Origin of the sequence: Vagococcus martis (assembly GCF_002026305.1) — a bacterium.
Classification (GTDB): Bacteria; Bacillota; Bacilli; order Lactobacillales; family Vagococcaceae; genus Vagococcus; species Vagococcus martis.
The window spans coordinates 103,820-128,291 of sequence record NZ_MVAB01000001.1; the positions used below are offsets into that span (position 1 = coordinate 103,820).

24 protein-coding genes and 1 pseudogene are annotated in these 24,472 nt (G+C 30.2%); 5 read left to right on the plus strand and 20 right to left on the minus strand.

What is annotated here, in order from left to right:
• The first annotated feature begins 291 nt into the window (after window positions 1-291).
• Window positions 292-1,686: a pyridoxal phosphate-dependent decarboxylase family protein gene (locus BW731_RS00510; protein ID WP_158080130.1), complete on the plus strand. Its 1,395-nt coding sequence runs from the start codon at window positions 292-294 to the stop codon at window positions 1,684-1,686.
• Window positions 1,687-1,733: 47 nt separating this feature from the next.
• Here BW731_RS00510 and BW731_RS00515 read toward each other — a convergent pair whose 3' ends face one another.
• Genes BW731_RS00515 through thrC form a run of 3 tightly spaced genes read right to left on the minus strand, consistent with a single transcriptional unit; the run spans window position 1,734 to window position 4,548 of the window.
• Window positions 1,734-2,171, minus strand: a complete 438-nt coding sequence (locus BW731_RS00515) for an ACT domain-containing protein (RefSeq protein WP_079344778.1) — start codon at window positions 2,169-2,171, stop codon at window positions 1,734-1,736.
• Window positions 2,153-3,037, minus strand: a complete 885-nt coding sequence (thrB, locus tag BW731_RS00520; protein ID WP_079344780.1) for a homoserine kinase — start codon at window positions 3,035-3,037, stop codon at window positions 2,153-2,155. The genes BW731_RS00515 and thrB overlap by 19 nt, the downstream gene beginning before the upstream one ends.
• A 2-nt stretch (window positions 3,038-3,039) precedes the next feature.
• Entirely contained in the window at window positions 3,040-4,548 is a 1,509-nt protein-coding gene (gene thrC, locus BW731_RS00525; RefSeq protein WP_079344782.1) for a threonine synthase, read from the minus strand.
• Between the two features lie 61 nt (window positions 4,549-4,609).
• Here thrC and BW731_RS00530 point away from each other — a divergent pair, with 61 nt between their 5' ends.
• From BW731_RS00530 to BW731_RS00540, 3 genes are read left to right on the plus strand one after another with little or no spacing between them, the layout of a single operon-like run.
• Complete coding sequence (locus BW731_RS00530; protein WP_079344784.1) at window positions 4,610-5,749, plus strand: homoserine dehydrogenase; 1,140 nt, start codon at window positions 4,610-4,612, stop codon at window positions 5,747-5,749.
• Window positions 5,742-7,064, plus strand: coding sequence for an aspartate kinase (locus tag BW731_RS00535; RefSeq protein ID WP_079344786.1), 1,323 nt, complete (start codon window positions 5,742-5,744; stop codon window positions 7,062-7,064). Before BW731_RS00530 ends, BW731_RS00535 begins: the two co-directional genes overlap by 8 nt.
• A complete protein-coding gene (locus tag BW731_RS00540) occupies window positions 7,061-8,074 on the plus strand; it encodes an aspartate-semialdehyde dehydrogenase (protein WP_079344788.1) in 1,014 nt (337 codons plus the stop codon). Before BW731_RS00535 ends, BW731_RS00540 begins: the two co-directional genes overlap by 4 nt.
• A gap of 147 nt (window positions 8,075-8,221) precedes the next feature.
• On the opposite strand, the pseudogene BW731_RS00545 reads toward BW731_RS00540, so the two are convergent.
• The 8 genes and pseudogenes from BW731_RS00545 to BW731_RS00580 all read right to left on the minus strand — a co-directional run.
• Window positions 8,222-8,374: pseudogene (locus BW731_RS00545) on the minus strand (metal-sulfur cluster assembly factor); the annotation flags it as partial.
• Between the two features lie 156 nt (window positions 8,375-8,530).
• Entirely contained in the window at window positions 8,531-8,800 is a 270-nt protein-coding gene (locus BW731_RS00550) for a hypothetical protein (protein ID WP_079344792.1), read from the minus strand.
• Between the two features lie 101 nt (window positions 8,801-8,901).
• Window positions 8,902-9,891: a hypothetical protein gene (locus BW731_RS00555; RefSeq protein ID WP_079344794.1), complete on the minus strand. Its 990-nt coding sequence runs from the start codon at window positions 9,889-9,891 to the stop codon at window positions 8,902-8,904.
• Complete coding sequence (locus BW731_RS00560) at window positions 9,884-11,629, minus strand: AAA family ATPase (RefSeq protein WP_079344796.1); 1,746 nt, start codon at window positions 11,627-11,629, stop codon at window positions 9,884-9,886. Before BW731_RS00560 ends, BW731_RS00555 begins: the two co-directional genes overlap by 8 nt.
• Entirely contained in the window at window positions 11,626-12,201 is a 576-nt protein-coding gene (locus tag BW731_RS00565) for a hypothetical protein (RefSeq protein WP_079344798.1), read from the minus strand. The genes BW731_RS00560 and BW731_RS00565 overlap by 4 nt, the downstream gene beginning before the upstream one ends.
• Before the next feature lie 14 nt (window positions 12,202-12,215).
• A complete protein-coding gene (locus BW731_RS00570) occupies window positions 12,216-12,530 on the minus strand; it encodes a nucleotide pyrophosphohydrolase (RefSeq protein WP_079344800.1) in 315 nt (104 codons plus the stop codon).
• A gap of 12 nt (window positions 12,531-12,542) precedes the next feature.
• On the minus strand, window positions 12,543-14,207 hold the full coding sequence (locus BW731_RS00575; RefSeq protein WP_079344802.1) for a DUF2075 domain-containing protein: 1,665 nt from the start codon (window positions 14,205-14,207) through the stop codon (window positions 12,543-12,545).
• Window positions 14,208-14,224: 17 nt separating this feature from the next.
• The gene (locus tag BW731_RS00580) at window positions 14,225-16,132 is read right to left on the minus strand and encodes a DNA/RNA helicase domain-containing protein (protein WP_079344804.1); all 1,908 of its coding nucleotides are present in this window, start codon (window positions 16,130-16,132) and stop codon (window positions 14,225-14,227) included.
• A 183-nt stretch (window positions 16,133-16,315) separates the two neighbouring features.
• On the opposite strand from BW731_RS00580, the gene BW731_RS00585 reads away from it, so the two are divergent.
• On the plus strand, window positions 16,316-17,311 hold the full coding sequence (locus BW731_RS00585; protein WP_079344806.1) for a hypothetical protein: 996 nt from the start codon (window positions 16,316-16,318) through the stop codon (window positions 17,309-17,311).
• A gap of 56 nt (window positions 17,312-17,367) precedes the next feature.
• Here the strand turns inward: BW731_RS00585 and BW731_RS00590 are convergent, their stop codons facing one another.
• From BW731_RS00590 to BW731_RS00625, 9 genes are all read right to left on the minus strand, one after another.
• Window positions 17,368-17,913: a hypothetical protein gene (locus tag BW731_RS00590; protein WP_079344808.1), complete on the minus strand. Its 546-nt coding sequence runs from the start codon at window positions 17,911-17,913 to the stop codon at window positions 17,368-17,370.
• Window positions 17,910-18,281, minus strand: a complete 372-nt coding sequence (locus BW731_RS12775) for a hypothetical protein (RefSeq protein ID WP_233120412.1) — start codon at window positions 18,279-18,281, stop codon at window positions 17,910-17,912. Before BW731_RS12775 ends, BW731_RS00590 begins: the two co-directional genes overlap by 4 nt.
• A gap of 63 nt (window positions 18,282-18,344) precedes the next feature.
• Window positions 18,345-18,587: a DUF6998 domain-containing protein gene (locus BW731_RS12780; protein WP_233120413.1), complete on the minus strand. Its 243-nt coding sequence runs from the start codon at window positions 18,585-18,587 to the stop codon at window positions 18,345-18,347.
• Between the two features lie 157 nt (window positions 18,588-18,744).
• Window positions 18,745-19,848 carry an AbiH family protein gene (locus BW731_RS00600; protein WP_079344810.1) on the minus strand — a complete coding sequence of 368 codons (1,104 nt, stop codon included), beginning with the start codon at window positions 19,846-19,848 and terminating at the stop codon, window positions 18,745-18,747.
• Window positions 19,849-19,883: 35 nt separating this feature from the next.
• Complete coding sequence (locus BW731_RS00605; RefSeq protein WP_079344812.1) at window positions 19,884-20,813, minus strand: DUF4145 domain-containing protein; 930 nt, start codon at window positions 20,811-20,813, stop codon at window positions 19,884-19,886.
• 38 nt (window positions 20,814-20,851) lie between these two features.
• Window positions 20,852-22,063 carry an FRG domain-containing protein gene (locus BW731_RS00610; protein ID WP_079344814.1) on the minus strand — a complete coding sequence of 404 codons (1,212 nt, stop codon included), beginning with the start codon at window positions 22,061-22,063 and terminating at the stop codon, window positions 20,852-20,854.
• A gap of 29 nt (window positions 22,064-22,092) precedes the next feature.
• A complete protein-coding gene (locus tag BW731_RS00615) occupies window positions 22,093-22,887 on the minus strand; it encodes a hypothetical protein (protein ID WP_079344816.1) in 795 nt (264 codons plus the stop codon).
• A 16-nt stretch (window positions 22,888-22,903) separates the two neighbouring features.
• Window positions 22,904-23,803 carry a hypothetical protein gene (locus tag BW731_RS00620; protein WP_079344817.1) on the minus strand — a complete coding sequence of 300 codons (900 nt, stop codon included), beginning with the start codon at window positions 23,801-23,803 and terminating at the stop codon, window positions 22,904-22,906.
• Window positions 23,760-24,356 (minus strand): recombinase family protein, encoded by a 597-nt coding sequence (locus BW731_RS00625; protein WP_079344818.1) that lies wholly within the window; start codon window positions 24,354-24,356, stop codon window positions 23,760-23,762. The genes BW731_RS00620 and BW731_RS00625 overlap by 44 nt, the downstream gene beginning before the upstream one ends.
• Window positions 24,357-24,472: the final 116 nt, after the last annotated feature.

A 24,472-nucleotide genomic window follows, 5' to 3' on the forward strand; every position in this document is an offset into this window, starting at 1 on the left:
TAACAGTTCTATTCTAACAGTAATTATTAAAAATGTTTATTATTTTTAGGTTTTTTCTATAACAAAATAGGTACGTTTCCTTTATTTTATCTCATTTAGATTACATATTTTATTAATTTGTTCATTTTATTTACTAAATCGTGTTGTTTCGAGTGTGCCTTATATCATCCGTTTAGATTTTCATTAAAATAACTTGAAAAATCCTCATTTTATAATCATAAACAGCAATGACTCTCATGACTATGTTAGAATAATCTTGCTATGCTGAATATACATTGGAGGGAATATATAATGGACATTCAAGACTACATGAAAGCATTTATTGATACTTTTTACGAAAATAAACAAGACATTCAACAAGGAAAGCCAATTAAGCTGATTCCTAACGACACCATCAACGCACTAAAAAATACGACCATCACCGAAGATGGACGTGATTTAGACAGTCTACTGAAAATGTTAGAAGAAAGTGTCTATCCTTTTAGAAATGTTAGTGAACATAAACGAAATTTTGCTTTTATTCCTGCACCTGTTGTTGATATTTCAAAATTAGGTGATTTGTTTGAATCTTTTTATAACCCAAACGCTGCAGGATTTTATTCTAGCTCTGGAACAGCTGTCATCGAAGAAGAAATGATGGCTTATTTATGTGAAAAAGCTGGATATGATCCAAAAAAAGCAAGTGGCACATTTTTATCAGGGGGATCAATGGCCAATTTAAATGCCACTATAGCTGCCAGAGATAAATATTTATCATTAGATGACATCACAAAAGGTGTGGTTTATATTTCTGATCAGGCACATCATAGTGTTCATAAAGCACTTCACGTGATTGGCATTCCAGATGAAAGAATTCGCCGTGTAAAAACAGATGACCGATTAAAAATTGACCCCACAGTACTTCAAGAAACAATCAAAACGGATAAAAAGAATGCGTTACGTCCTTTTATCGTCATTGCGACAGCCGGGACAACAAATGCAGGGGTGATTGATCCATTACCTGAATTGGCTAAAATTTGTAAAGAAGAAGACATGTGGCTGCACGTGGACGGAGCGTTTGGCGCATCGGTGTTATTATCATCAAGCCACACTCACCTACTAAAAGGGATTGAACAGGCTGATAGTATCACGTGGGATGCACATAAATGGCTCTTCCAAAGTTACTCTTGTGCGATGTTACTGGTAAAAGATAAAGCCGATTTATTGCGAAGTTTTAGTGAAACGCCTGAGTATTTAGAAGATGCTTCTGAAAACGAGCACATCAACACATGGGATTTAGGACTTGATTTATCTCGTCCCGCTCGTGTTGTGAAGTTGTGGTTATCCATGCAAGCACTTGGAACGAAAAAATTAGGTGACACCATTGATTACGGAATCAAACTAGCTGAATACACTGAGTCTGTCGTGCGAAATACACCAAAACTAGACATTGTCACACCTGCTCAAACAGCGATTCTGAACTTTAGATACTACCGTGAAGGCTTAAGCGAAGAAGAATTAAATTTGTTCAATACAGCCCTTTCAAATATGATTTCTAATCAAGGGTTTGCTCAAATTTTGACAACAAAACTTCAAGGAAAAACAGTATTACGTATGTGTACCATCTCGCCTGAAACGACACAAGAAGACATCGATAAAACAATCGAACACATTTCTTCTTGTATAGAAACATTAGAAACTAACTAAAAAATAAGCCGAACACGATACCTTAAAAACGTCGTGTTCGGCTTTTATTATTCAATTGATAAGAGTTGTAGATGATTGACTCCAGTTAATTTTTCTAGTTCCACTAAGAGTTCATTCACCGACACTGATAGTTCTTTGATATCAATCCCCATGACCACTGTTGCAGTGTCTTGGATGGGAATATTTTGATTGATTGTTAAGACATTTCCCCCAAGTTCTGACAAACGGTTCAACACAGAGGACAGTAACCCTTTTTTATCGGTTAAGTTAAATGAAATGAGTGTTTTTCTAATTTGTGCCGTTTTATCAGCGACAAACACATGATCTTTGTACTTATAAAACGCACTTCGAGATAGGCCAACTTCATTGACAACCTCACTCACATTTTTAAAATCTCCTGAGTTTAATAATTTCTTTGCTTCGATTACCTTTGAGAAAACGTCTGGTAATACGTCTTGATTGACGATTAGATAGTTCTGTGACATACTTCTGCTCCTTTATAATCTACCGATAAATCAAGAGCCTTCCATTTATGTTTCAGTGTGGCTAGTGACGTATTTAATCCTTTCATATCAACTTGTGACGTGAAAACTCCCATCAATGTTGAGCCACTACCAGAAATATAAAACCCTTTTGCTCCTGATTCCTTTGCGATATGTTCTACTATATCATATTCGTCAATTAATTTTTTACGGTATGGCTGATGAATGCCATCATCTAAAAATTGATCTAAATTAGCCGCATCTCCTGTTTTTAATGCGTCTAATAAAAATAATAATTTTGCTTGATTGTCTACTACCGTTTTTAGCGGATAACTTTCAGGCAACACTCCTCGTGCGACTGATGTTTCCAACGTAAAATCGGGAACAAACGCCACAAATTGATACGACTCATCAACTGGATAATGTTGGAAAAAAATGTCGTCATCCATTTGATAAGAGGCACTTAATCCACCTAGTAAAGCAGGTACGACATTATCAGGATGCCCTTCAATTTGAGTACAATACTGCACCAACTCATCTTGACTTAGATGAAGCTGATGCAACTCATTGGCTGCTAACACACCTGATACGATACACACTGCACTACTACCCAAACCACGTGCAAACGGAATCTCACTATCAATCTGTAATTTAATTGGGGTCACAGGTCTTTTTAAGTCATCTAGCACGTATTTGTATGACTGATAAATTAAATTATCTTCTGTTTGAAATTCGACTGGGCAACCAGAAATCTCAAGTTTATCTGATAATTCAACCTCACACTCACCATAAAACGTCACAGCTAAACCTAATGTGTCAAACCCGACACCGACATTGGCAGATGTTGCCGGAACTTTAATACACACCATTATTACTCACCTACCTGTTTAATAATAATATCCTTCATTTCATCAATATCAATCACTTGATTATGTAAAATTGGTGCATGTTTCAAGTCTTTCAACTGACTTGGTGCATAGACGTTTGTTTTTTCTTCTAACTCATCAATTAATTTAAACTCGTCTTGTGAGCTATCAATCGCAAGTTCTGGAATGTCTTTGCTCACTTCTTGAACAAACTTATAAGGAGAAGCTGTTGATAAAATAACCGTTTTTTCTTTTTTCTCAGGACTATTTTCCAATACATAAGAAGCCACTGCTGTATGTGGATCAAGTAAATAGCCTTTTTCTTTGTATACTTTATCAATTTGTTCAGCTACTTGTTTATCTGTTGCATATCCTGTTCCAAATGTTTCTTGAATCGTGTTTAATAACTCGTCAGAAATTTTGAATTTCCCTGTCGTTTTTAACTGATTCATCAAGTCAGCCACATAATGAGCATCTCCCCCACTTAAATGGAACAACATTCTTTCTAAGTTTGATGAAATTAAAATATCCATACTTGGTGAGCTCGTCTTTTTAAACTCACGATTGGTGTCATACTCCCCTGTTTTTAAGAAATCATATAATACGTTGTTTTCGTTTGAGGCACAAATGAGTTTATTAATTGGTAACCCCATTTGTTGCGCGTAATATCCGGCTAAAATATTTCCAAAGTTTCCTGTTGGCACAATGTAGTCAATCTTTTCACCTAATTGAATTTCTCCCGTATTAACAAGTTCTGCGTATGACGCAAAATAGTAAACAACTTGTGGAATCAAACGACCAATGTTTACTGAGTTCGCACTTGAAAACTCAATGTGATGCTCTTTTAGTAATGCCACTAATTCTTCATCATGGAATAAACGTTTCACATTACTTTGCGCATCATCAAAGTTTCCATTAATTGACACAACCGCCACGTTTCCTCCATCTTGTGTTTGCATTTGTTTTTCTTGAATGGTTGATACCCCATTATTTGGGTAATACACAATCATATCAACTAATGGATCATTTTTAAATCCTTCCAAAGCCGCTTTACCAGTGTCACCACTTGTGGCTGTTAAAATTAATCGTTTGTTCGTATTATGTTGTGTTTTTGCTGATAAGTTTACTAGTTTTGGTAGCAGTGATAAGGCAACATCCTTAAATGAACACGTTGGCCCGTGGAATAATTCTAAAACATAATCATCGCCTACTTTTTTTAGTGGCGTGATTTTTTCATCACTAAATGTGTTTGTATAAGCCTCTTTCACACATTTTTTGATGTCATTTTCTGAAAACTCATTGAAAAACTGATTGATAACCAGTGAGGCAATCTCTTGGTAGTCCTTATTTAAAACAGTCGATACATCTAAATTCACATCATCTAAGTTAGGCAAGACAAACAATCCTCCATCAGGACTTAACCCTGCTAAAATCGCTTGACTAGCGGAATAGTTAATTGTTTCGTTTCTTGTACTTTGATATTTTTTTCCATCGTAACACTCCTTGTCTTTCATTTTAGTCTATGATACAATGTTCACCATATAAAAACAAGTGTATTTTACAGGAGGACTTATTATGAAAATTGCAATCCTTGGTTTTGGAACAGTCGGTTCAGGTGTTTATGAAATTTTACAGCAAAAAAATTTAGCGAAACAGTTTAGCGTGGAAAAAGTATGGTGTCGTCCAAATGACACCATTGAGATTCCAAAATTTTGTTCTAATATCGAAGACATTATAAACGATAAAGACATTGAACTGGTTGTTGAGGTATTAGGTGGCATTGAGGTACCATTTGATTTAATCTCTCGCATGTTAAAAAGTAAAAAACATGTCGTCACTGCAAATAAAGCCGTTATCGCGAGACACTATGACGCATTAACTGATTTAGCAAAAGAAAATGGTGTGTCACTTAACTTTGAAGCAAGTGTTGGTGGTGGGATTCCATGGATCAAAAACGTGGAGTTAGCTTCAAGAATTGATGCTATTTCAAAATGCTATGGTATTTTAAATGGTACATCAAACTTTATCTTAGATACAATGTTAAAAGAGGATGAAGATTTTGGTGATGTGTTAAAAGAAGCCCAAGATTTAGGTTACGCAGAAGCTGACCCAAGTGCAGATATTGATGGCTTTGATGTCTTAAATAAATTAATTATTTCTGCTAGAAAAGCATTCAATAAAAAGCTTGATCCAGATGATTTCTTTGTTCACTCAATGAAACAAATTACAAAAGACGATATTCATTACTTCAAACAAAAAGGCCATATTGTAAAATACATCGGTGAAATTACGCATGACGAAGGGGTTATCTCGTTACATGCTGTACCAGAAACATTTGTTGAAGCAACGATTCCAAGTAACAATAATATCGCCAGTCTTGAAGGAAAAACAATTGGAACATTAAAATTCTACGGACAAGGTGCAGGTAAATTACCAACCGCTAATGCCGTTGTACAAGATATTTTAGATATTTCAAAAAATATTTCTTATATTGATACTGACAACGTAGAAAATAATGATATAATTGAAAACAAAACAAATCACTATACATTCGTTATTCGAACAAACGAAACAATTGATGATGCGCTAATTAAAGAAAAAGATGGTGATTATTTAATTACTCATCCTATTACATTAGCTGACATCAAAAAACAAACACAATTAAACGATTCTCTGATTGTGAGAGTGATTACTCAGGAGGACTGGCATGATTAAAGTAACAAAATTTGGCGGAAGCAGTGTTGCGAATGCCACTCAGTTTAAAAAAGTTAAAAGTATTATTGATAGTGACCCAACACGTACTGTCGTTGTCACAAGTGCCAGTGGGAAAGAACAATCTGACGACCACAAAATGACCGATTTACTTTACCTATGCTATGAGCATAAACGTTACGGCATGCCATTTGACGATTTATTTCAAATGATTCGCGACAAATTAACTCGTATTGAAGATGAATTAGGTCTTGAGTCAACGATTTCTGAAGACTTGGATTTTTTATATCAAAAGCTTTCTGATTCAATTGACATTGATTATCTTGTCAGTCGTGGGGAATATTTAACAGCTAAATTATTAAGCAATTATTTAGGATTTAAGTTTGTTGATGCAAAAGACATTATCATCTTTAAACCAAATGGCCAAATTGATGAAAAACGCTCATGCAAAGCCATTCAAAAACTTATTAAAGAATCTGATAAAATCGTCGTGCCTGGTTTTTACGGGGCGTATCCTGATAAATCCATTCACTTAATGTCTCGTGGAGGGAGTGATATTACAGGAAGTTTCCTAGCAAATGTCATGGACGCTGTGTGTTATGAAAACTGGACGGATGTTTCTGGTATTTTAAAAGCCGATCCAAGAATCGTGAACAATCCAAAACAAATTGAAACCATTACCTATGAAGAATTACGTGAATTAGCCTACATGGGAGCTAATGTTATTCATGAGGAAGCCGTTAACCCTGTTAGACAAAAAAGTATTCCTATTCACATATTAAATACCAACGACCCTCAAAATCGTGGAACAGTTATTACAGCTGAAGACGAGCAAGAAAAACGTCAAGCGATTACTGGGATTACAGGGAAGAAAGATTTCTCAATTATTACGGTCGTTAAATCACATATGTCAAATGACTTTGGAACCATTCGAAAAGCACTTGAATGCATGGAAAAATACCGTATTATTGTCGAGCATATCCCGACTGGTGTGGATTCATTTTCTTTAGTGGTTGAAACAGCAAAATTAAAACCATTTTATTATGAAGTCATCTCTGATTTAAAAGCTAGTACACAAGCAGATAAAGTCACTGTCATTCACGATATCGCCCTTATTGCGATTGTGTCTCGTTTTATGAAAAACAAAACAGGAATGAGTGGTCGTTTGTTTAGCGCTCTTGGAGAGCAACAGATTAATATCTCACTTATTTCTCAAACAAGTGATGAATTAACCATTATTATTGGTGTTAAAAACGAAGATTATAATACCACGATTCAAACAATTTATTATGAATTTGAAGGAGACGATAGTTTATGAGCGAGTTAACTGTAGCAATTTTAGGAGCCACTGGTGAAGTGGGAAAAGAGATGTTAAATTCTCTGTTAGAACGCCAAATTCCCATTAAAGAATTAAGATTATTTGCCTCTAAACGAAGTACTGGACAAAAAGTTGCGTTTGGTGACAAAGAATTAGTAATCGAAACATTAACAACAGACTGTTTTGAAGGAATTGATATGGTCTTATGTGCGTTAGATGACGATATTGCTCGTATCTACCTGCCTGAAGCCAAAAAACAAGGTTGTTTAATTATTGATAATTCAAGTATTTATCGACTAGATGAAGACGTACCTTTAGTTGTACCAGAAGTGAACCCTGATGATATTTTTACCAATCAAGGAATCATTGCAAACCCTAACTGTTCAACAATTATCGCACTTGTTGCCATTGCCCAATTACACAAAAAAGCAACTATCAACTCAATGATTGTGTCAACTTACCAAGCTGTTTCAGGTGCTGGTAAACAAGGGATTGAAGAACTTGAAACCCAAGTTGTTGATATTTCTGAAGGAAAAAGTGTGACTCCTCACGTCTTCCCTTATCAAATCGCCTATAATTTAATTCCACAAATTGGTGGATTTAATGCTGAAGGGCATTCAAGCGAAGAAATGAAATTACAAAATGAAGGACGTAAAATCCTCCATCATCCAACACTTGATGTAACATGTACCTGTGTGCGTGTTCCTGTCGTTCGTTCGCATTCTGAAGCGATCACTCTTTTCTTAGATAATGATTTGAGCGTTGAAGAAGCCCGTCAAATCATTAGCGAAACTGATGGCGTGAAGTTAGTCGATGATTTAGACAATCAAGGTTACCCAATGCCACTTGATACATCTAACCAAGATTTAGTTCATGTTGGGCGTATCAGAAAAAGTAAAGTCGGTAATCAATCAGTCTTAACTCTGTGGTGTTGTGGGGACCAAGTAAGAAAAGGTGCTGCTACAAATGCCGTACAAATTTTAGAACACTACATAAAGCATTCTCACTAAACATACTGGCTTGTAAAGATAAAAAGAGTTGACTGGTTCATGATTTTATTTTTTCCGAGTGTGCACTATCATAAAAAAACTCTTTTATTAACATGATTTTCATAAGTTAATAAAAGAGTTTTTCGATTTAATTATGTCATCTTTAGGCTATCTAATCCCTAAAGATATTCTGGCATATCTGCTCATACGATCAGTCGTCCACGCAGGATACCAAACTAATTTTACTTCTAATTTTTTGATTTCATCTATATCACTTAATGCATCGTGAATTTGTTCTGTGATAACGTCTGCTAATGGACATTGATATATCAACATTTCTATGACAAAAAGTTAATAAAAAATCTTTCATTAACTTATTATTTACTTATTCATTTTACCACGGAAAAAGTGAATATTCTAGCTAAATTAGGCTTGGACTACATACTAGGAAGAGTATTAATTTGTCATTTTGGTTTGTTATCCACTATAAAAATCAGTATATTCTATATTATCAGAGTTTTCTGGATTTCCTAATTGATCAAAAAGAATATCTCGTTGTAATTTTCCAAGTAATCTATTTTTATCTTCTAATTCCATAAAATCCATAAGTGATGGATTTATTGCATCAAAATCATTTAAATCAGACAGTAAACTATTTATAAAACTATTCATACTTTTAGTATGATTTACTTTATAATAAATTTCTTCATTTAAATGATTTTTAAAATAATTATACCTTTCATTCAAATGAAAAGAATTTAAAAATTTTATTAATCTTTCACGATATTCAAAGTACTCAGAAACATGAATTTTAATCTCATAATTACTTGATTTACCAAGTAATTCATCTACCCCTTTTTTGATTTAATATAAAAATGGTATTCATCTTGTATAGACTCTGTAAATAAATTAATTACGTTTGATAACTTTACTTCGTTATCTCCTTTAATAGAACTGTTACATTGACTACATGATGGAATTAAATTAAAAATGGATACCGATAGAAACGGATAAACACTTTTAGGAAATAAATGGTCAATTTGAGGTCTTACTTTCCCCTTTTTTTCCCCTTTTTCTTTAAAATAGGTATAAATAAATTGAGAATTACAATAAGGACATACAATCGTATCTAAAAAGAGAGTATAGAGATAAACATTCCAATATTTCAAAACGGTTTTTTCAAATTTTTTATCTTTGAACAGTATAGAAATGTCCTTCAAATCATGAAATATATTTTCAATCTCCTGAAATTTCATATACCTAATTTCTCGTGTAAACCTTTCTTTATATAAATCTAAAAATACTTTTTCAAATGTAGGTAAAAATTTAAATATTGAAAATTTCTTTTTGAGATTATCTTTTCCTTTTTTCTTTTTTAAATTCTTATTTAATTCTGCTCTATAAATCCTATAACTTGTTATTTCACAAAACAAAGCATTATCTAAACTTGATAACTTATCAAGTTTAAATAGATACTCTCCAAAATCTTCCTCTAATTTTAAAAGTTCATAATAATTTGACTCATCTAACAAATTAATACTTAATCTAATCATTTTTTTTAAAATAATAGTATCTTCTAGAAGTTCTATTTGCTTCTTAATCAAATCTTCTCTTCTAAAATCTTTCTTACTCAGTTTTTTCGATATTATTATTTGATTCATTTCATTTAATATTTCGAAAAAAGTACCTTCAGCATTTGTCATTTTTGTCATATCAATAACAAAACTATTCTCGGATGAAATTTCCAGAATCATATCAGTATATTTTTTTTTAATTTCTTTAGTGAAAAACTTTTTATGAACGTCAACAACTTCTTTTGGCATTACAATATTAATCATTATTTTTGTCCCTATCTTTTAATATCTGAATTTGTTTCTCGATTTTCTCTTTCTCCTCTTGTAACCTGTTAAGCTTACTTTGTCTATTTTCTGCCTTAACCATTAAATTCTTCATTGAATACTTCAAAGACTTTCGAATGACTACTTCTCCAATTTCGTTGATTATACCTTCCAACTCTTTTGATCTTTTAGTCGTTATAACTCCATCATTTATTTCTTTTATTATTTCTTTTATTTTATTTGAACTAAATTCTCCCATTAACCCATTTTCTAAAAAAAAACTTTCAGACATCAGCTCATTTAAATTACCACCGAATGTGTTTATACTATTAGGTAGCATGTCATTCTTACTTAGAAAATTTACATCCATATTTCTTATATCTGACAAAATAAGAGGAGAGTGAGTAGTTAAAATAATCTGAAAATCTAAAGAAGTACTATAATGAGTATTGAGGAACATAAACAATGAGTTCATAAATTTTCTTTGCCATTCAGGGTGTAACGTTACATCAATTTCATCTAGTAAAATTAAGACGTTACTTTGAGTAATGTCTTTAGTACCCTCATAAATATTTGAGAAAATACTTAATAATGAATTTTCTCCTGAACTAATAGCTTTCCATTTTTTTTCTAAGAAAAAGAAAATATCTTCACTTAGTTTTTCTTCGTTTAACTTCGTCAATTCAACATCTTCCAATTCTACTAATTCCGAGATATCAAACTGTAAGAAGTTGTTATCTAATTGAATTGATGTTTTTTCTAAATTTTTTAAAAAGAGTTTTTGTTTTAATAACTGTAACTCTTTTTCCTCATTATCATAGAAATATGTTTTATTAAAATAATCAACAATCGATTTCCTAGTGACTTTTTTTACTAGCGTTTTCTCTGGTTTGAGAACATTGTATCCAAGAAAGGAAGCTAAAGAATCTCTAAAAACCAGGTGATTCTTCACGTTATCTTGGTAAAGATAATTACAAACAAATTGTTTATTAATATCAAAAAAAATACTAGGACTATTAAAATCGTGTTTAGTTAAATTACTAACTTCTTCCATTATTTTTTTATATATTATACTATTCGATTTAAAATAGTCATTATAAGCTTCATCTACTGAAGGTTTAAATAAATTTATTCTGCTGTCAAGTTCAAATTTTTTTACAATACCATTATCAAAATTTTTCTCTAAATCTTTAAAAATAAACTCCATTTGTTTACTCATTAAATTATTCCGATAAGTCTCTAGATTAGTATTTTCTAATATTGTAGTCACTGAAAAGTCACTAAATGAATTTTCTTTTTCAATTAAAAAATAATTATTATACTCCAAATTATTAGAAAGAAATATAATCTTTGTATCCTCAAGTGGATTAACATAATTACCATATTGTATCTCTATACCTTCTTCACAAATAAAGTCAAGCTGTAAGTTAATAGAAGACCAATAAAATAATTTTTTATTTATTTCAATAATAAAAACAAAATTCATATCGTAAAAATTCTTATTTGAATAATTGACTAACTTTGTTAATAATCTTGTCTTACCACTTCCGTTTCTTCCCACACACACCGAAAGTGACTTTATTTTATTCTCATAAAACTTCTCTATATGTCTAGCGTTTTTTTTTATACTTATTTCATAAATATCAATATCTTTTTTTTCAATACTTACTATGTATCTAGAATCAAAAGAATATTTATCAATTTTGTCAGAAAATTCAATAATTGAAATTACTTTCATAAATTATCCTCCAATTTATCAAATTTTTCAGGATTTAAAAAATAATAAATAGGAAAAGATTCCCAAAAATTTATTAGACGTTTTTCATCTAACTTAAATAATCCTCGATAAATATATCGTTTTCCGTATCCATTAATCAAACTCATTTCATTTGTTGAAATTTTTATTTGCCTAACATCCTTCAAAGTAAAAACTAATCCCCAACTCAAATCTTTATGATTACTATTATTATTCCAAAAATTTTTATTCAACAGTTCAGCTTCTTCTCTCTCAAATTTATTGGATATTTTTGCCATGTAAACAAAGCCCATTCCATTTTTGGTAAAAAATATCAAATCGTCAGTCTTCATTTCACTCCACACACTTCTCATTCCTTCTGTTGTTCCCCAAAATGATACTTCAGAAACTGATGAAACTTTATACTTATTTATTAATTTTTCTTCATTGTCCTTAAAATAATCTTTTGCTTTTTCAAAAGTTTCATTACTATATTTAATATTAACAGTATCTGTTATCATTTCATTATCTCCCATTGGGCAGAAAAAAACAGATGGATATGTATCGGTAATCATTTTTTCCTCAACTCCTAATTCTTTTTCCCCTTACTCTTCTCAACAGTATACTTCTCACCATTCTTCTTAATTTTATTCCTAATAATAGCCTCAACACTTAATCCTAAGTCATCTGCTAGCATCAATGAATAAATCATCACATCGGCTATTTCATCTTTTATATTTTCTAAATCATCCGCAATTGCTTCTTCGCTTGTTTTCCATTGAAAGTTCTCAAGTAGTTCTGATGCTTCTAAAGAAACTGATAAAGCTAAATCTTTAGCGTTATGGAATTGTCTCCAGTCTCTTTCATCTCTAAACTCATTAATTTCTTTTATTAAATCGTCCATCCTAAATTCCTCCTACAAACCTACTCGTTCTTTGAATAGTTTCTCTACACTTTTATCTTCAAAGTAAACGGCACATCCATCAATTCCTCTTGAGAGTAATACATAATAAATATTTAATATGTACTCTGTTAACTCTGATAGGCTAAATTCCTCTTTCAGCGGAGTTCCACCAATATCTTTATAATTTTCAGGTACAGCTACAATCTGTCCATTCTCTACGGTAATATCGCTACCTATGATAACGCCAGAATAATTTAAATCATAACCTTGAATAGCATGAATCGAGCCTATTTCTTTTTCTGAATTTGGTTTCTTTACCCAATCTTCATAAGTCGAGTTCCATCTCTTTTGAATACCATCTTCATTCCAATCAAATGGTAATTCTTCTGCTTTCTTACCTTTGTTCTCTTTCTTTCCAGTATTGGATGCCCATTCCCTACAATAACCAGCAATCACTCTATTTGTTGTTTTAGGATAAGCATGTGAGTGGTCATCCACATAATCAATTACTTCTTTAAAAGTATCTACGATTTTAAAATAATCATCTTCAAAGACTTTTGAATTGAAATTTTTATCATCACTTAATTGGAAGCCGTATAAAATTCCTTTTAAAAAATCCTCTCCTGAAAAATCTCCATTTCCGCCAATTCTAAATTGTTGCATTAACAATAATTTTTTATAATCTTTTGTAAGTTTTCTGATTTCTGAAGGTCTAATGTTTTGAGGTTTAATTCCTTGATATGGGTCATACAGTAAAACCAAACCATCTGTTAATTCTTCAAGGAGTGTAATTTCTTCATCTCCTTCATTGAGATGCCTTCTTGCATTCGGATGTCCTTTACGATAATGTTGTTTCAATTTATGAGCTTCATCTACAATGATTACATCAAATCTCTTATCATTGTTCCTTGCGTCTACTATAAGTTGTGAACCTGTTTTAACAGTTAATCTACCATTCAATCCGATTGATTTAAATATCAAGTTAAACTGTCTTGTTAGGTTACCAGTAGTTATTAAGCCTATTCTTAAATCAGGGTTTTTCTCAGCTAAAGAAAATGCTAAGTTTGTAAACAGCACAGATTTACCTGAGCCTGCTGGAGCCTCTATTAAATATTTTTTGGCTACATCTTTTTCAATTTCATCACAAATTAGTTTTTGTTTAGGTGATAACTGTTTAAATGGTGAATACTTAAATAGTAAACTCTCTCTTAATTCCTCAATATTAGGATTATGAATTAATCCTAATTGATGTAATTCATTACCCCATAGTTTATAAAATACTTCAGTTAAGATTTCTTCTTTGTTTTTATAGACCAATTCAGTTTGACCATTGTTTCCATTAGCAAATATAAATTTTGTTACATCTGATTCAGCAATCATATAGTTTAATAACAATGACTCCAAATCAAGAATCGATGACTTATCAAATAGATTGGAATAAATAACTAAGCAGTTTGTATACTCTTTGTAATCTACTTTAGGATTTAATTCTCCTAAATGCTCATTATGTCTTCTAGTAAAACCATTTGTTTCACCAACGTATATTTTTTTCTTCTTAAGGTTATAGTAAACATAAGTAACTGGGTTATTCTCCAAAACATTTGTTTGAAGTTTTTCAAATTTATCTACTATTTCTCCATTTTTTAGTGTTAAATTGATAACTCTGTAACTCGACATTTTCTTCACTCCATCTATTAATTTAAAAACTCCATTACTTTTTCTTTTGTTTCATTATCTTTAAACCAAATATAAATTCCTTTTCTTGCTCGTGTCATTAATACTCGATACGTATTTAAAATGAGTTCTTTTACTTCTTCTGGATTTCCAAATTTAGCAATAAAAGTATTTAATTTATATTCTCTACCATTTCGATTAACCACCCAATACTTATTATTTTTATCAAAATATTTCAATTGACCTCCATATTTTTGAACTATTTCTCTAATAAAAATGATATCCTGACTTTTATTCAAATTAACAATCCAATCATTTTTTTCTAACGACCAAGATAAATCTTCCCAAAAAATATACCCAACATAGTCAAAATCCAGTCCTTGGGCTGTGTAGATACAACCAATCCTATCTTTATGGTGTTTCCCTATCTCAGAATACCATTCAAATTGTTCGTTCTTTGGGTTCCAAGGTTTAGTAAAATTTTCTTCTAGAATTTGTACATCATTATTTCTTATATTCCTTGTCCATTCCCAACAAAATGGAGCAAACCATTGAGCCTTTTCGTTATTATTTACATGATTATCTAATAATAAATCAATATCATTTAGTTTATTTATCACTTGTATATCGTAACCATCTATTTTGGTATATTCTTTCATAACTGGACTCAAGGAGAATAAATCATTAATTCTATCTACATAACTACTTTCATACATAGACCTTTTTTGAATGGATAAGTATTCTTGATGTAACTCGATATTTAATGGACTTTTTTCAACATAATCATAAAAATTTTGTCTAAGCCCTTCCTCATTAATTCTAACTCTCTGTCTGTCGTCCTGAAGCACAATGACAAATTTCACTTTATTTTCGTTATAAAGTTTATCTAAAACCTTATTCAATTCTGGAAGTCTATGCGCTTCATCAATAATAACTAAATCAAACTGTCCTCTTAATCCATTAACATAAGGAATATCGTTTTCTGTATGTCCGTTAATAATGGCATTGAGTATTTTACTTGTAACAGTAAAAACTACTTGTTTAGATTTCGTTATATCAATAAAAAGTTTGAGTAAGTATAAACCTAAATAAGTTTTACCTGTTCCACAATCCCCACTAATAATAATTAATTGTTTGTCTTTACTTTCCCTAAATAGTTTTGAAACTCTAACAGAAACATCTCTCTGTTCATCTAATAAAGGACTGATTTCCTGTGAATTTAGAGCTTTAGCTAAGTTTTCGTATCCTTGTTTCTCCATAGAATATTGACCAGTAACAATTAAATTTGTAATTTCACCTGGTTCTCTATTATCAAAAGTAGTACGTAATAACTCGATTAATCTATTTTCTTCTCCTAACACAAAACAATTTTCTCGTTTCGAGTTATAGATATCATATTGATTACTAAATAATTCCTCTTTATTTTTATAATTATGTAAGTATTGAATCTCTAAGATATCTACTTGATTATCACCTAAATTGGAATGGTTACATTTCAAATGGCTTCTATACGTATGTGTTTGTGCTATAGGATGACTGCGATTACTTGATTCTTCCTCAACATTATCTAGCTTTACAAACGTATTAGATTCAGTAAATTCTGTGTTTATTGACTGCCATTGTTTTAGTTCTATAATCATAGCTGTTGGTCTATTAGTGACTTTGTTATAACCAACTAATAACGCATCAATTCTTGAGTTTAAAGGTGTTTCGTACTCCATAATTAAATCCAAATCTGTTAAACCAGATTGATTAATCAACTTAATCAAAATAGGTAAAGAGTTTTTCCAAGATAGAACTTCATTATCATTAAACTCTATCTCGCTATCTTCATCAAATGACTGAAATTTATCTAACATTTTCTCTACTAATTCATCACTAGACATACTAGTTAAATTAGAAACTCTGTCGTAAAAAAACAACACCATAATCACCACTTTTTTATAATTATAATAACAATTGTATCATATTAATATTCAAATATTGGGATAATTTTTAAACGAAAAAATATTGAAAATATCGGATGTTTTATTTTGTTTTTATCTTTAATTTTCTATAAATTATCTTAGACTTTGATATAATAGATAAAAAAGGGGAATGGAGAAAAGAAATTGAGCAATTCGAATACTAAATTAACCAGAAGTTTAAAAAACGATAGGACTAATAAAGATTTACTTCGTACAGAAATAAATAATGCCACTGACCCAAATGTCAGACTGGAATTAACTAAAATGTTGTTAGAAATTGAAAAAGAAGAAAAGAAGAAAAAATTCATTAAATGGCTAAGTATTATTAGTATTTTAGTAATTATTCTTCTAACTCTTTTATATTTAGGGAATAAATCTTCTAAAGAACCAACTATTGAAAAGATAACTGAATCAACATCAACTACAAGTCAGCAAGCCAGTAATAGTGATACATCAACTTCTATTGTAAAAGAAACGAATTTGTCAGAGGAAGAATTAAAAAGATGGGTTATGGCTATCTTAGACTTAACAACTCCACCACCAACTAAATATATTCTAACTGTAAAGATTGATGAAACAGATAATTTAGCTTATATCCATGTTGGAGTAGACCAACTTGATGGTGCTGGAACATTTAGAGTAAATGCAAAAGGACAGTTAGAATATATGCCTTACATGGGTCAGTTCACTGGGGTTGAAGAATGGATTTTAATGTCAGAAAAATTTATGGACACCACAATTGCTGAAGAATACTATAAAGAACAAGCAAAAAAACAAGCTAAAACAAATGATGATTTGAATAAAATAAAGAATCATCTTATTGGAAATAAATATTTTATCAAGCCTATTCTATATGATGGAATGGATTCTGAACAAGCAATGGATGAGAACAAAGCTCCACAAAATTTAATACATGACGGAAGTCTAGCAGTTTCTTTTATAGATGACACTAAAGTTCATATAGAATTAGCGGGAACATATAGACCTGATTATGATGAAACTTACTCATTGTCCCCAGATACTATTAATTTTAAAGACTACTATATCCCTTATAAATATAACGATGGAAATTTGTCATTTGATACATGGACAACTGATATAGATGGACATACTATAACTTGGACTATAACACCACAATAACGCAAAAAAACTCAGTTGACTTAGAAAAATTCTACTGAGTTTTATTTTTTTAAAATCTATTTACTCAAAATTATCTCTCCACTTTGAGCAGTAATTATTATATCTCCATCTTCTCTATCAAAAATACTTACAGGCTTACCACCTGTTAAATTACTTGTTTCAATGGCTTTATTTAGAAATTGTTGATAGTAATCTTCGTTTCCTTGACCAGATATATAAATCTGTAAATTTTGAACTGTCGCAGCCATTAGCGGTATTAGATTAACTGTACTTCCATCATCTACAATATAACATCCTAAGTATTGAGAGTTTGCTTGAATTGGGTCATTAATGTCTAAATCTTGATAATAGATTGTTCCTAAGTTAACCATATCATTTTGTACTGTTGTACTTTCGGATTCTGACTCTAATCTAGACGAACTTGTATCTGTTACAACTGATTCTGTGCTTGAATAATTTATATCAGAACTTGTAATTTCGAATGTACTTGAAGTAATTTGAGTTTCCTTTGATTCCTCTACTCTCTTTTTTGAGTTGCTACTGCATGCTGATAAATTAACAAATAACAAGAAAAATAAGCAAACCTTTATTTTTGCTTTCATAAATCCTCCTTAATCAACTGGCGAATTACGTCATTACCAAGTACCCTAGTTGTTTTTAAATTACCATTTCCATTATTAATATCCACACCTATTTCTTTTGCTATTTCTCTAAGAACAGGTTTAACAATTGGAACTTCATTCCCTTCATGAATAGCTCTAATTGTTCCGCTTTCTAATTTTTGAACTGTATAATTCTTATACTCTGTTTCTTGCATAACAATTGACCTTGTTTCTATTATAGAATTTTTAAGCACTTTACTCTGAGATATAGATTTGTCTCTACCATTTTTAGTATCAACCATTAATTTTTTCGCTTCATTAATAAGTCCATCATAGATAATTTGAACTTCCAAATCTTCAACATTCACATAAACTAATACTATTCTGTCAACTTTTGTTAGAGTTTTACTATTAAATCTAAATTGATGACTTCAACTTTTTCTAGTTGTAGCTTTAACACTAATACGTTCCCCAGACTCAGAAACAACATCATAACCTTCTTGATTTGTTTCCGTAGCCATTTGACCATTCGTCATAATTGCTGTGTATAGCTCTCCAATACGACCAGTAATAAATCTTAACTCCCCAGCATTAGTTCCCCCATTACTTTCTTGTTCTAACCAATCTAATAATTTTGATAGTGAATGAATCATATCTTTTTGTGTTATTGACATTCTATCACTCCTATTTTTTCTAATTTTATAAATTAGTATTTCAATTGTACCATTCTTTAAGCTGGCAAATGATAATAAAAAAACTCTCACAAAAATTAATTGTAAGAGCAATTTGTTATTTACGTAGATTCTGTCTGTATTTAGCAAATACTTGTGGTTAATAATATACTATTTCAACATTTCTATCTGATACATTATTCAAAAAACTTATTTTATTCGAATAGTCCTCTCCACTGTAAACAAATAGTTTAATCTTTTCTAAATTATCTAGTTCATTGATAATATCTACAATCAATTCTTCATCTGCCTCTAAGCTATGACCTAATATAATCAACTCTTTAACATTAGTAAAATCAATATTCATACAAATTGGTGCTGGGAGGAAATTGTTTATTTCACCATAATCATTTATAATTTTTGATATTTGTTGAAGTCTTTCATTCCTTAATTGTTCATCCAACAAGCATGGATATATAATGGGGTCTGCTTTTCTAAATCTATTAAATGTAGACCAGCTTTTTTCTTCATACCATTTAGTATTATAATTTATAAATTCTTCATTTAGTGATGGTGAATAATCAAATAGATATCCTCCTCTACCGCTAAACATACAACTTACATGAGAATTAAATTCAGCAATCTCAGTTTCTATAGCTTTTTCACTTAATCCAATACCAATAAGATATCTCCTAAAATTCAATTGCTCTCTCAGTTTCTTTTTATCAAAAACTGTAGCTTCTGCTAAAATACCTGTGGGATTAGCTTCTCGTTGCTTATATCCTAACACGATATGTTTTTCATCTAAAGAACCATGAATATAATAAACATTATCACTATAATTTTGAGCAAATTTTGTATAATTGAATGATATAACAAAATCTGAAGGTTGGATTGCATTTTTAATATTTTCATTTTCAATAATGCTTAATTCATCTATATTATCCAAATAATTATATAAACAGCTTGTCATTTCTAAGAAAAGTAAATTTATCTTCTGAATCTGTTTATTTAGTATTTCCTCTTTCTTTTTATCATTTTCCACAGAATCAATAAAATATTTAAAATACCACTCTAATGACAGCTTATCAATTAGCTCTTCAAATGAATACCAATTATCTGTATCTATTTTAAAGTTGCATAATAACTCTTCCCAAGATGATTTTACTTCAATAGGTATCTGTTCATAAAAATCTTTATAGCTTGTTTTTAACCCATGAGCTAAATCAAATCCATTCCCTGTTATAATCAATCTTTCAGTCATAAATTTACCCTTTCTTTTTCTATAAAATCAGAATTTTATTCATCTAATTTAATTTCAAAAAACGATGAATAATTACTATCATTATCTACATCATTTTTTTCATTTTCTTCTTTTTCTCTTCCGATATATAAAAATTCCATTATTGAATTAAATTCAAGAACTTCTTCTTCTGCCCCACTGACAAATCCTCTCTCTATGTATAAAGATTTCGCATCTTCAAATGTTGTATATCGTTTTCCTGAATTTTCAATCTGCATGTGTACCTCTTCAATTTTACGACTACACATTTCATAGACACTGATATTAGAATCAATCATATTTTGAGTAATTTCTTCTCCAAACTTGTGAAGATAAACTGGTATTGTATCATCACACATATAAGGAATTTTCATTAAATATTCTTTATTTTTTTCTAACCAAGAAATTGATTCTTCTTTTCCTTTTGTTTTTAATATTGATAGAACTAATTTGTCTATAATATATACGGATTCTTTCGACTCTTTATATAAATTTTCTAAAACAGTCATTCTAATCTCAGGAGGCAATATAGAAAATTTTCCCATTATTTCAATGTTTGAACCAAATCTAAATTTTTTAAAATATGCGAATAATAAATATGAATACATATTATATAATACAGTTTGAGCCTTCTGTAAATGTTCATAATCCATAACCTTATCTTCTTCTGTATGTGAGGCTTGATTACCTAAATCTTTAATATCTTCCAACGAATCCATTAATAAACTATTGTTTGAGCTAATATCTTTTAGCCTTTTTTTAATCTTTGAATTTCCTAACATAACTTTTCCATTTTCATTTAATATCTTTCTTACAATAATTTCGGCCAGTCTCCTTATACTTGCAATTCTAGCATCATTAGGAATTTCATCAATGTAAAAAGCAGTTTTTAAAATATTTTCTATCACTGGCTCTTTTTTATTATAATCAAAATTATTCTCAGTCATCTTTATTGGCTCCTTACTATTTTAGTGTTTATATTTTCTTAAAATTTCTCCATATTCATTATATAATCTGCAATGCTGTCAGCATCTCCAAACATACTTGCTTGATTAATCCCAATTCTATCAAGCTCATCTAAAATATCATTTTTTGATTCACCATCAATAATTATTTTATCTTTGTGATTAGCTTGGCACTTCATTAATTGACGAGGTAATTGATGACTCAACTCCATCGTTTCTCCATCAAAAATATTTAGTTCATGCTTATCAAATAATGTTTGAAAGAAAAAGAAACTTTGCTGACTCAAACCTCTTTTAAAAGTCAAAATAGGTTTATATAAAAAATTTGGTAGAAAGTCCATTGTCAAATCGTTTAGTCGAATCATACTAGCTAAATTTCCAATAGGACTTTTATCATTGATAAATGCAACTAAACATTCTAAGGAAATTAAATACTCTCTGACTTCTACATCAAATGACTTATATTGTTCATTATAATACTCATATCTATCATTTTGATATGGATGTATAAAATCAATACTTGGTGTATTTTCTGTGAAATTAGTTGGTAACAGACTTTTTTGCATATCTTTATTATTTGAACAAATTTGAATTAACTGATTCCTTATATCTGCCAATAGTTTTTTTAACTTATTGTATTTTTCAAGAAATAAACTATCCTCATCTGAAACACCTCTACCAATCGAATGTTTTGAATATCCACCTTGTAAAAAATTATTTCTATACTTCTCAATAGATTCTCCTAATAAATCAAGTTTATCGTTTGGAAAAGAAGTAATTTTATTTTCAAAGATTTGTTTTTTTACCCTTTCAAGATGCAATAATAATTCAGTTTCAATATCAAATTTAGGATATTTTTCAAGAATATCTGTAATATCTGCATAATCATCAAAAATATAAATATATCCATCTTCATTATCATGCGTTTGTTGACATGCAAAATAAAGTGCTACTAGTGGATTTGAAGTTACATCTAACAACTTAGTTGCTAAACCACTATGCTGTGCAAATGGTAGCATTAGCTCTGGTTTATCAAATAGGGCTTGTTCGCGTATACTTCTGTCAAATTGTTCCACTCTGTTTGAATACATATCGTAATTATAGCTATCTCTAATAGCAGTGGCCACGCAAGCCGTGTCTTTATAATTTTTATTTTCACCACGATAAAAGTATGTATTTGGATGCTCTTTAATGAGTTTTAAAAAATCAGATAATTGCTTTATGCTCTCCATTACTTTCCTCCAAAATATTTAGTATTTTTTTATATAATTGGGTACACCTTTCCAGTAAAAAAATCACTTATTCTAAAGCTCTTAATATCTTGTAACTTCATCTCTTTTAATACTTGAGATTGATATTTTTCAGTTATAATAATATCTACATATGGTACAACTGCATTTATTGCAATGTCATTAATATCTGAAATACGTAAATCTCTTCGCAAATTTTTATATCTATGAAAAAATGATTGATACATAATTTTAATAGATTGAAAATCGTTTGATTTATGCAACCTATTAGCATTTATTTCTCTCAATAAAACACTATCTAGTCTATCAATTTTCATTTTTTTATAGAACTCTTTTCTTACTCTAATTTCTGAAAGTTCTCTTCTTGAATTAAAATATTCTATAGTATTTCGAAATAGATTTTGTTCATACATTAATGAGCTTTTAGCTAATTCCAAAACCTCTTCTATCCATTTTTTAAAGTGATAACTCTCATCTTTACCGAGTATACTGAAATGGTTAAATATTGGATAAATGTTACTGGTTTTATTATTAAACATTTCTATTTCATCAAAAGTAATACTCCAAAATGGTTTAAGAATAGCACAAGGATACAAACTAAATATCTCTAAAAAATTATCCCAGCGTTCCTCGTAACCATTCTTAATTTCTAAAACATTGTAAAAAGTAAAGCAAATCACCCCTTGATTTTCAATCACGTAATTAAAAAAAGCAGGTCTGTCAACATTACCATTATAAATAATTTCGCTGATAACGTTACTATCAATTAGTATTAGCTTATATTCATTTTTATTAATTTTTACCACATTTGGTTCTCTCCATCTATTTATTATTCAACGTCATTCCCCAAACTAACATTTTTCCAGTTAGTTCAACCAATTTAGGATGTGTTTCTAAAAAATTTGTGAACTTACTCAATTTCCCTACTTTATTCAGTTCTTGAGAATTAATTACTTCCACTATCTGTGTGGCTTCTTCTTGCTCTTCTTTGGATAGTTTTGCTAAGTATTCGTCCAATTCATTCTTAACATTATCGTAATTGTTATATTGAACATTATTCCCTCCAATCTGAGCTCCCTTAAAATCACCATCATAAATATTAAATACCATACTTGAATTATCTTTTTCTTTATATTCATTATCCATAATTTCATACCCCTCTTCTGTAATTCTTATATTATCTGAAAAATAAAGATGTGGCTTATTTGAAGCATATTTTAGACTTATACCCTTTACTAAATCCTCATCTATCATATTATGTAATAAATCTAAGTGGTCATTTTCTCGAACTCTATAATTTGGTCGTAAAAGATTTCTATCGCCATCTTCAATTCGCTCTAACAATATTTTCATTTGATTATATTTATTTTTTGAAGTCATTCTTATAGGTTTGGAATTACCAATTAATTCTTGTAAAAATAATTCACCTTTCTCTGTTAAAAAAACACTGTTCCCATAAATCATTGCTCCAGACATATATTCCTGAACTTTCGCACCTTGAATATAACCTTGATTGATTAAGTATTTATAAAAGTTACTTTCGATTGAATCAATCTCTTTTTCAAGACTTTGTGGTGAATTTTCTTTTATGAACATTAATAATTCTAAATACTTCGTTTGATTAGACATTTCATTTTTTCCTTCTTTCATTAGTTTTTTTAGATAAATTATTCCAAAATCATGATTCATCTCTAATTCTATAAATCGTGTTCCTTGCCACATCTAACTCTTTCGAAATCTGTGTTATAGGAACATCTTTCTCCAACATCTCAACAATTTTCTCATACGTTACACGTTTCTGTTTATCTGTTGAATCAGCACTATAAGCCAAAGGACGACCTTTATATTTACCTTTTTCTTTCGCTAACTCAATACCTTGTCTTTGCCTTTCGCGTATCTGTTTACGCTCATTCTCAGCTGTATACTTGAACAATTCAATGATTAGATTATTTAGTAATCTTCTCAAGTTATCGTCCTGTATACCGTTCAGAGATGGCAAATTAAGGATTTCAAGTGTAGCTTCTTTATCCTGTATCTGATTCATGATACTAGTTATTTCTTTATTATTTCGTCCTAATCTGTCTAATTCCGACACCACTATTATATCATCTTCTCTAATATAGTTAAGCATCTCTTTTAATTGTGGACGATTATTATCTTTACCACTTAATTTATCTGAAAAAATCTTTTGAACCTCTGCACGCTCTAATAATTCAAATTGTCTTTCTAAATTTTGTTCTCTTGATGAAACTCTTGCATACCCTATTTTTGTCATAGTAAGCCTCCTATTGTGATTTGTATATAATGAACATGTATATTGAACACTTCAAAAGCATTATATATCAATAACTACTCAATGTATAGTTTAGGTGTACTCAAAAAAACAAAAGG

Bases quoted from the DNA above. Each gene is read 5' to 3' on its own strand.
- BW731_RS00510 (WP_158080130.1), top strand. From the start codon at position 292: ATGGACATTCAAGACTACATGAAAGCATTTATTGATACTTTTTACGAA.
- BW731_RS00515 (WP_079344778.1), bottom strand. From the start codon at position 2,171: ATGTCACAGAACTATCTAATCGTCAATCAAGACGTATTACCAGACGTT.
- thrB (WP_079344780.1), bottom strand. From the start codon at position 3,037: ATGGTGTGTATTAAAGTTCCGGCAACATCTGCCAATGTCGGTGTCGGG.
- thrC (WP_079344782.1), bottom strand. From the start codon at position 4,548: ATGAAAGACAAGGAGTGTTACGATGGAAAAAAATATCAAAGTACAAGA.
- BW731_RS00530 (WP_079344784.1), top strand. From the start codon at position 4,610: ATGAAAATTGCAATCCTTGGTTTTGGAACAGTCGGTTCAGGTGTTTAT.
- BW731_RS00535 (WP_079344786.1), top strand. From the start codon at position 5,742: ATGATTAAAGTAACAAAATTTGGCGGAAGCAGTGTTGCGAATGCCACT.
- BW731_RS00540 (WP_079344788.1), top strand. From the start codon at position 7,061: ATGAGCGAGTTAACTGTAGCAATTTTAGGAGCCACTGGTGAAGTGGGA.
- BW731_RS00555 (WP_079344794.1), bottom strand. From the start codon at position 9,891: ATGATTAATATTGTAATGCCAAAAGAAGTTGTTGACGTTCATAAAAAG.
- BW731_RS00560 (WP_079344796.1), bottom strand. From the start codon at position 11,629: ATGAAAGTAATTTCAATTATTGAATTTTCTGACAAAATTGATAAATAT.
- BW731_RS00565 (WP_079344798.1), bottom strand. From the start codon at position 12,201: ATGATTACCGATACATATCCATCTGTTTTTTTCTGCCCAATGGGAGAT.
- BW731_RS00570 (WP_079344800.1), bottom strand. From the start codon at position 12,530: ATGGACGATTTAATAAAAGAAATTAATGAGTTTAGAGATGAAAGAGAC.
- BW731_RS00575 (WP_079344802.1), bottom strand. From the start codon at position 14,207: ATGTCGAGTTACAGAGTTATCAATTTAACACTAAAAAATGGAGAAATA.
- BW731_RS00580 (WP_079344804.1), bottom strand. From the start codon at position 16,132: ATGGTGTTGTTTTTTTACGACAGAGTTTCTAATTTAACTAGTATGTCT.
- BW731_RS00590 (WP_079344808.1), bottom strand. From the start codon at position 17,913: ATGAAAGCAAAAATAAAGGTTTGCTTATTTTTCTTGTTATTTGTTAAT.
- BW731_RS12780 (WP_233120413.1), bottom strand. From the start codon at position 18,587: ATGTCAATAACACAAAAAGATATGATTCATTCACTATCAAAATTATTA.
- BW731_RS00600 (WP_079344810.1), bottom strand. From the start codon at position 19,848: ATGACTGAAAGATTGATTATAACAGGGAATGGATTTGATTTAGCTCAT.
- BW731_RS00605 (WP_079344812.1), bottom strand. From the start codon at position 20,813: ATGACTGAGAATAATTTTGATTATAATAAAAAAGAGCCAGTGATAGAA.
- BW731_RS00610 (WP_079344814.1), bottom strand. From the start codon at position 22,063: ATGGAGAGCATAAAGCAATTATCTGATTTTTTAAAACTCATTAAAGAG.
- BW731_RS00620 (WP_079344817.1), bottom strand. From the start codon at position 23,803: ATGTGGCAAGGAACACGATTTATAGAATTAGAGATGAATCATGATTTT.
- BW731_RS00625 (WP_079344818.1), bottom strand. From the start codon at position 24,356: ATGACAAAAATAGGGTATGCAAGAGTTTCATCAAGAGAACAAAATTTA.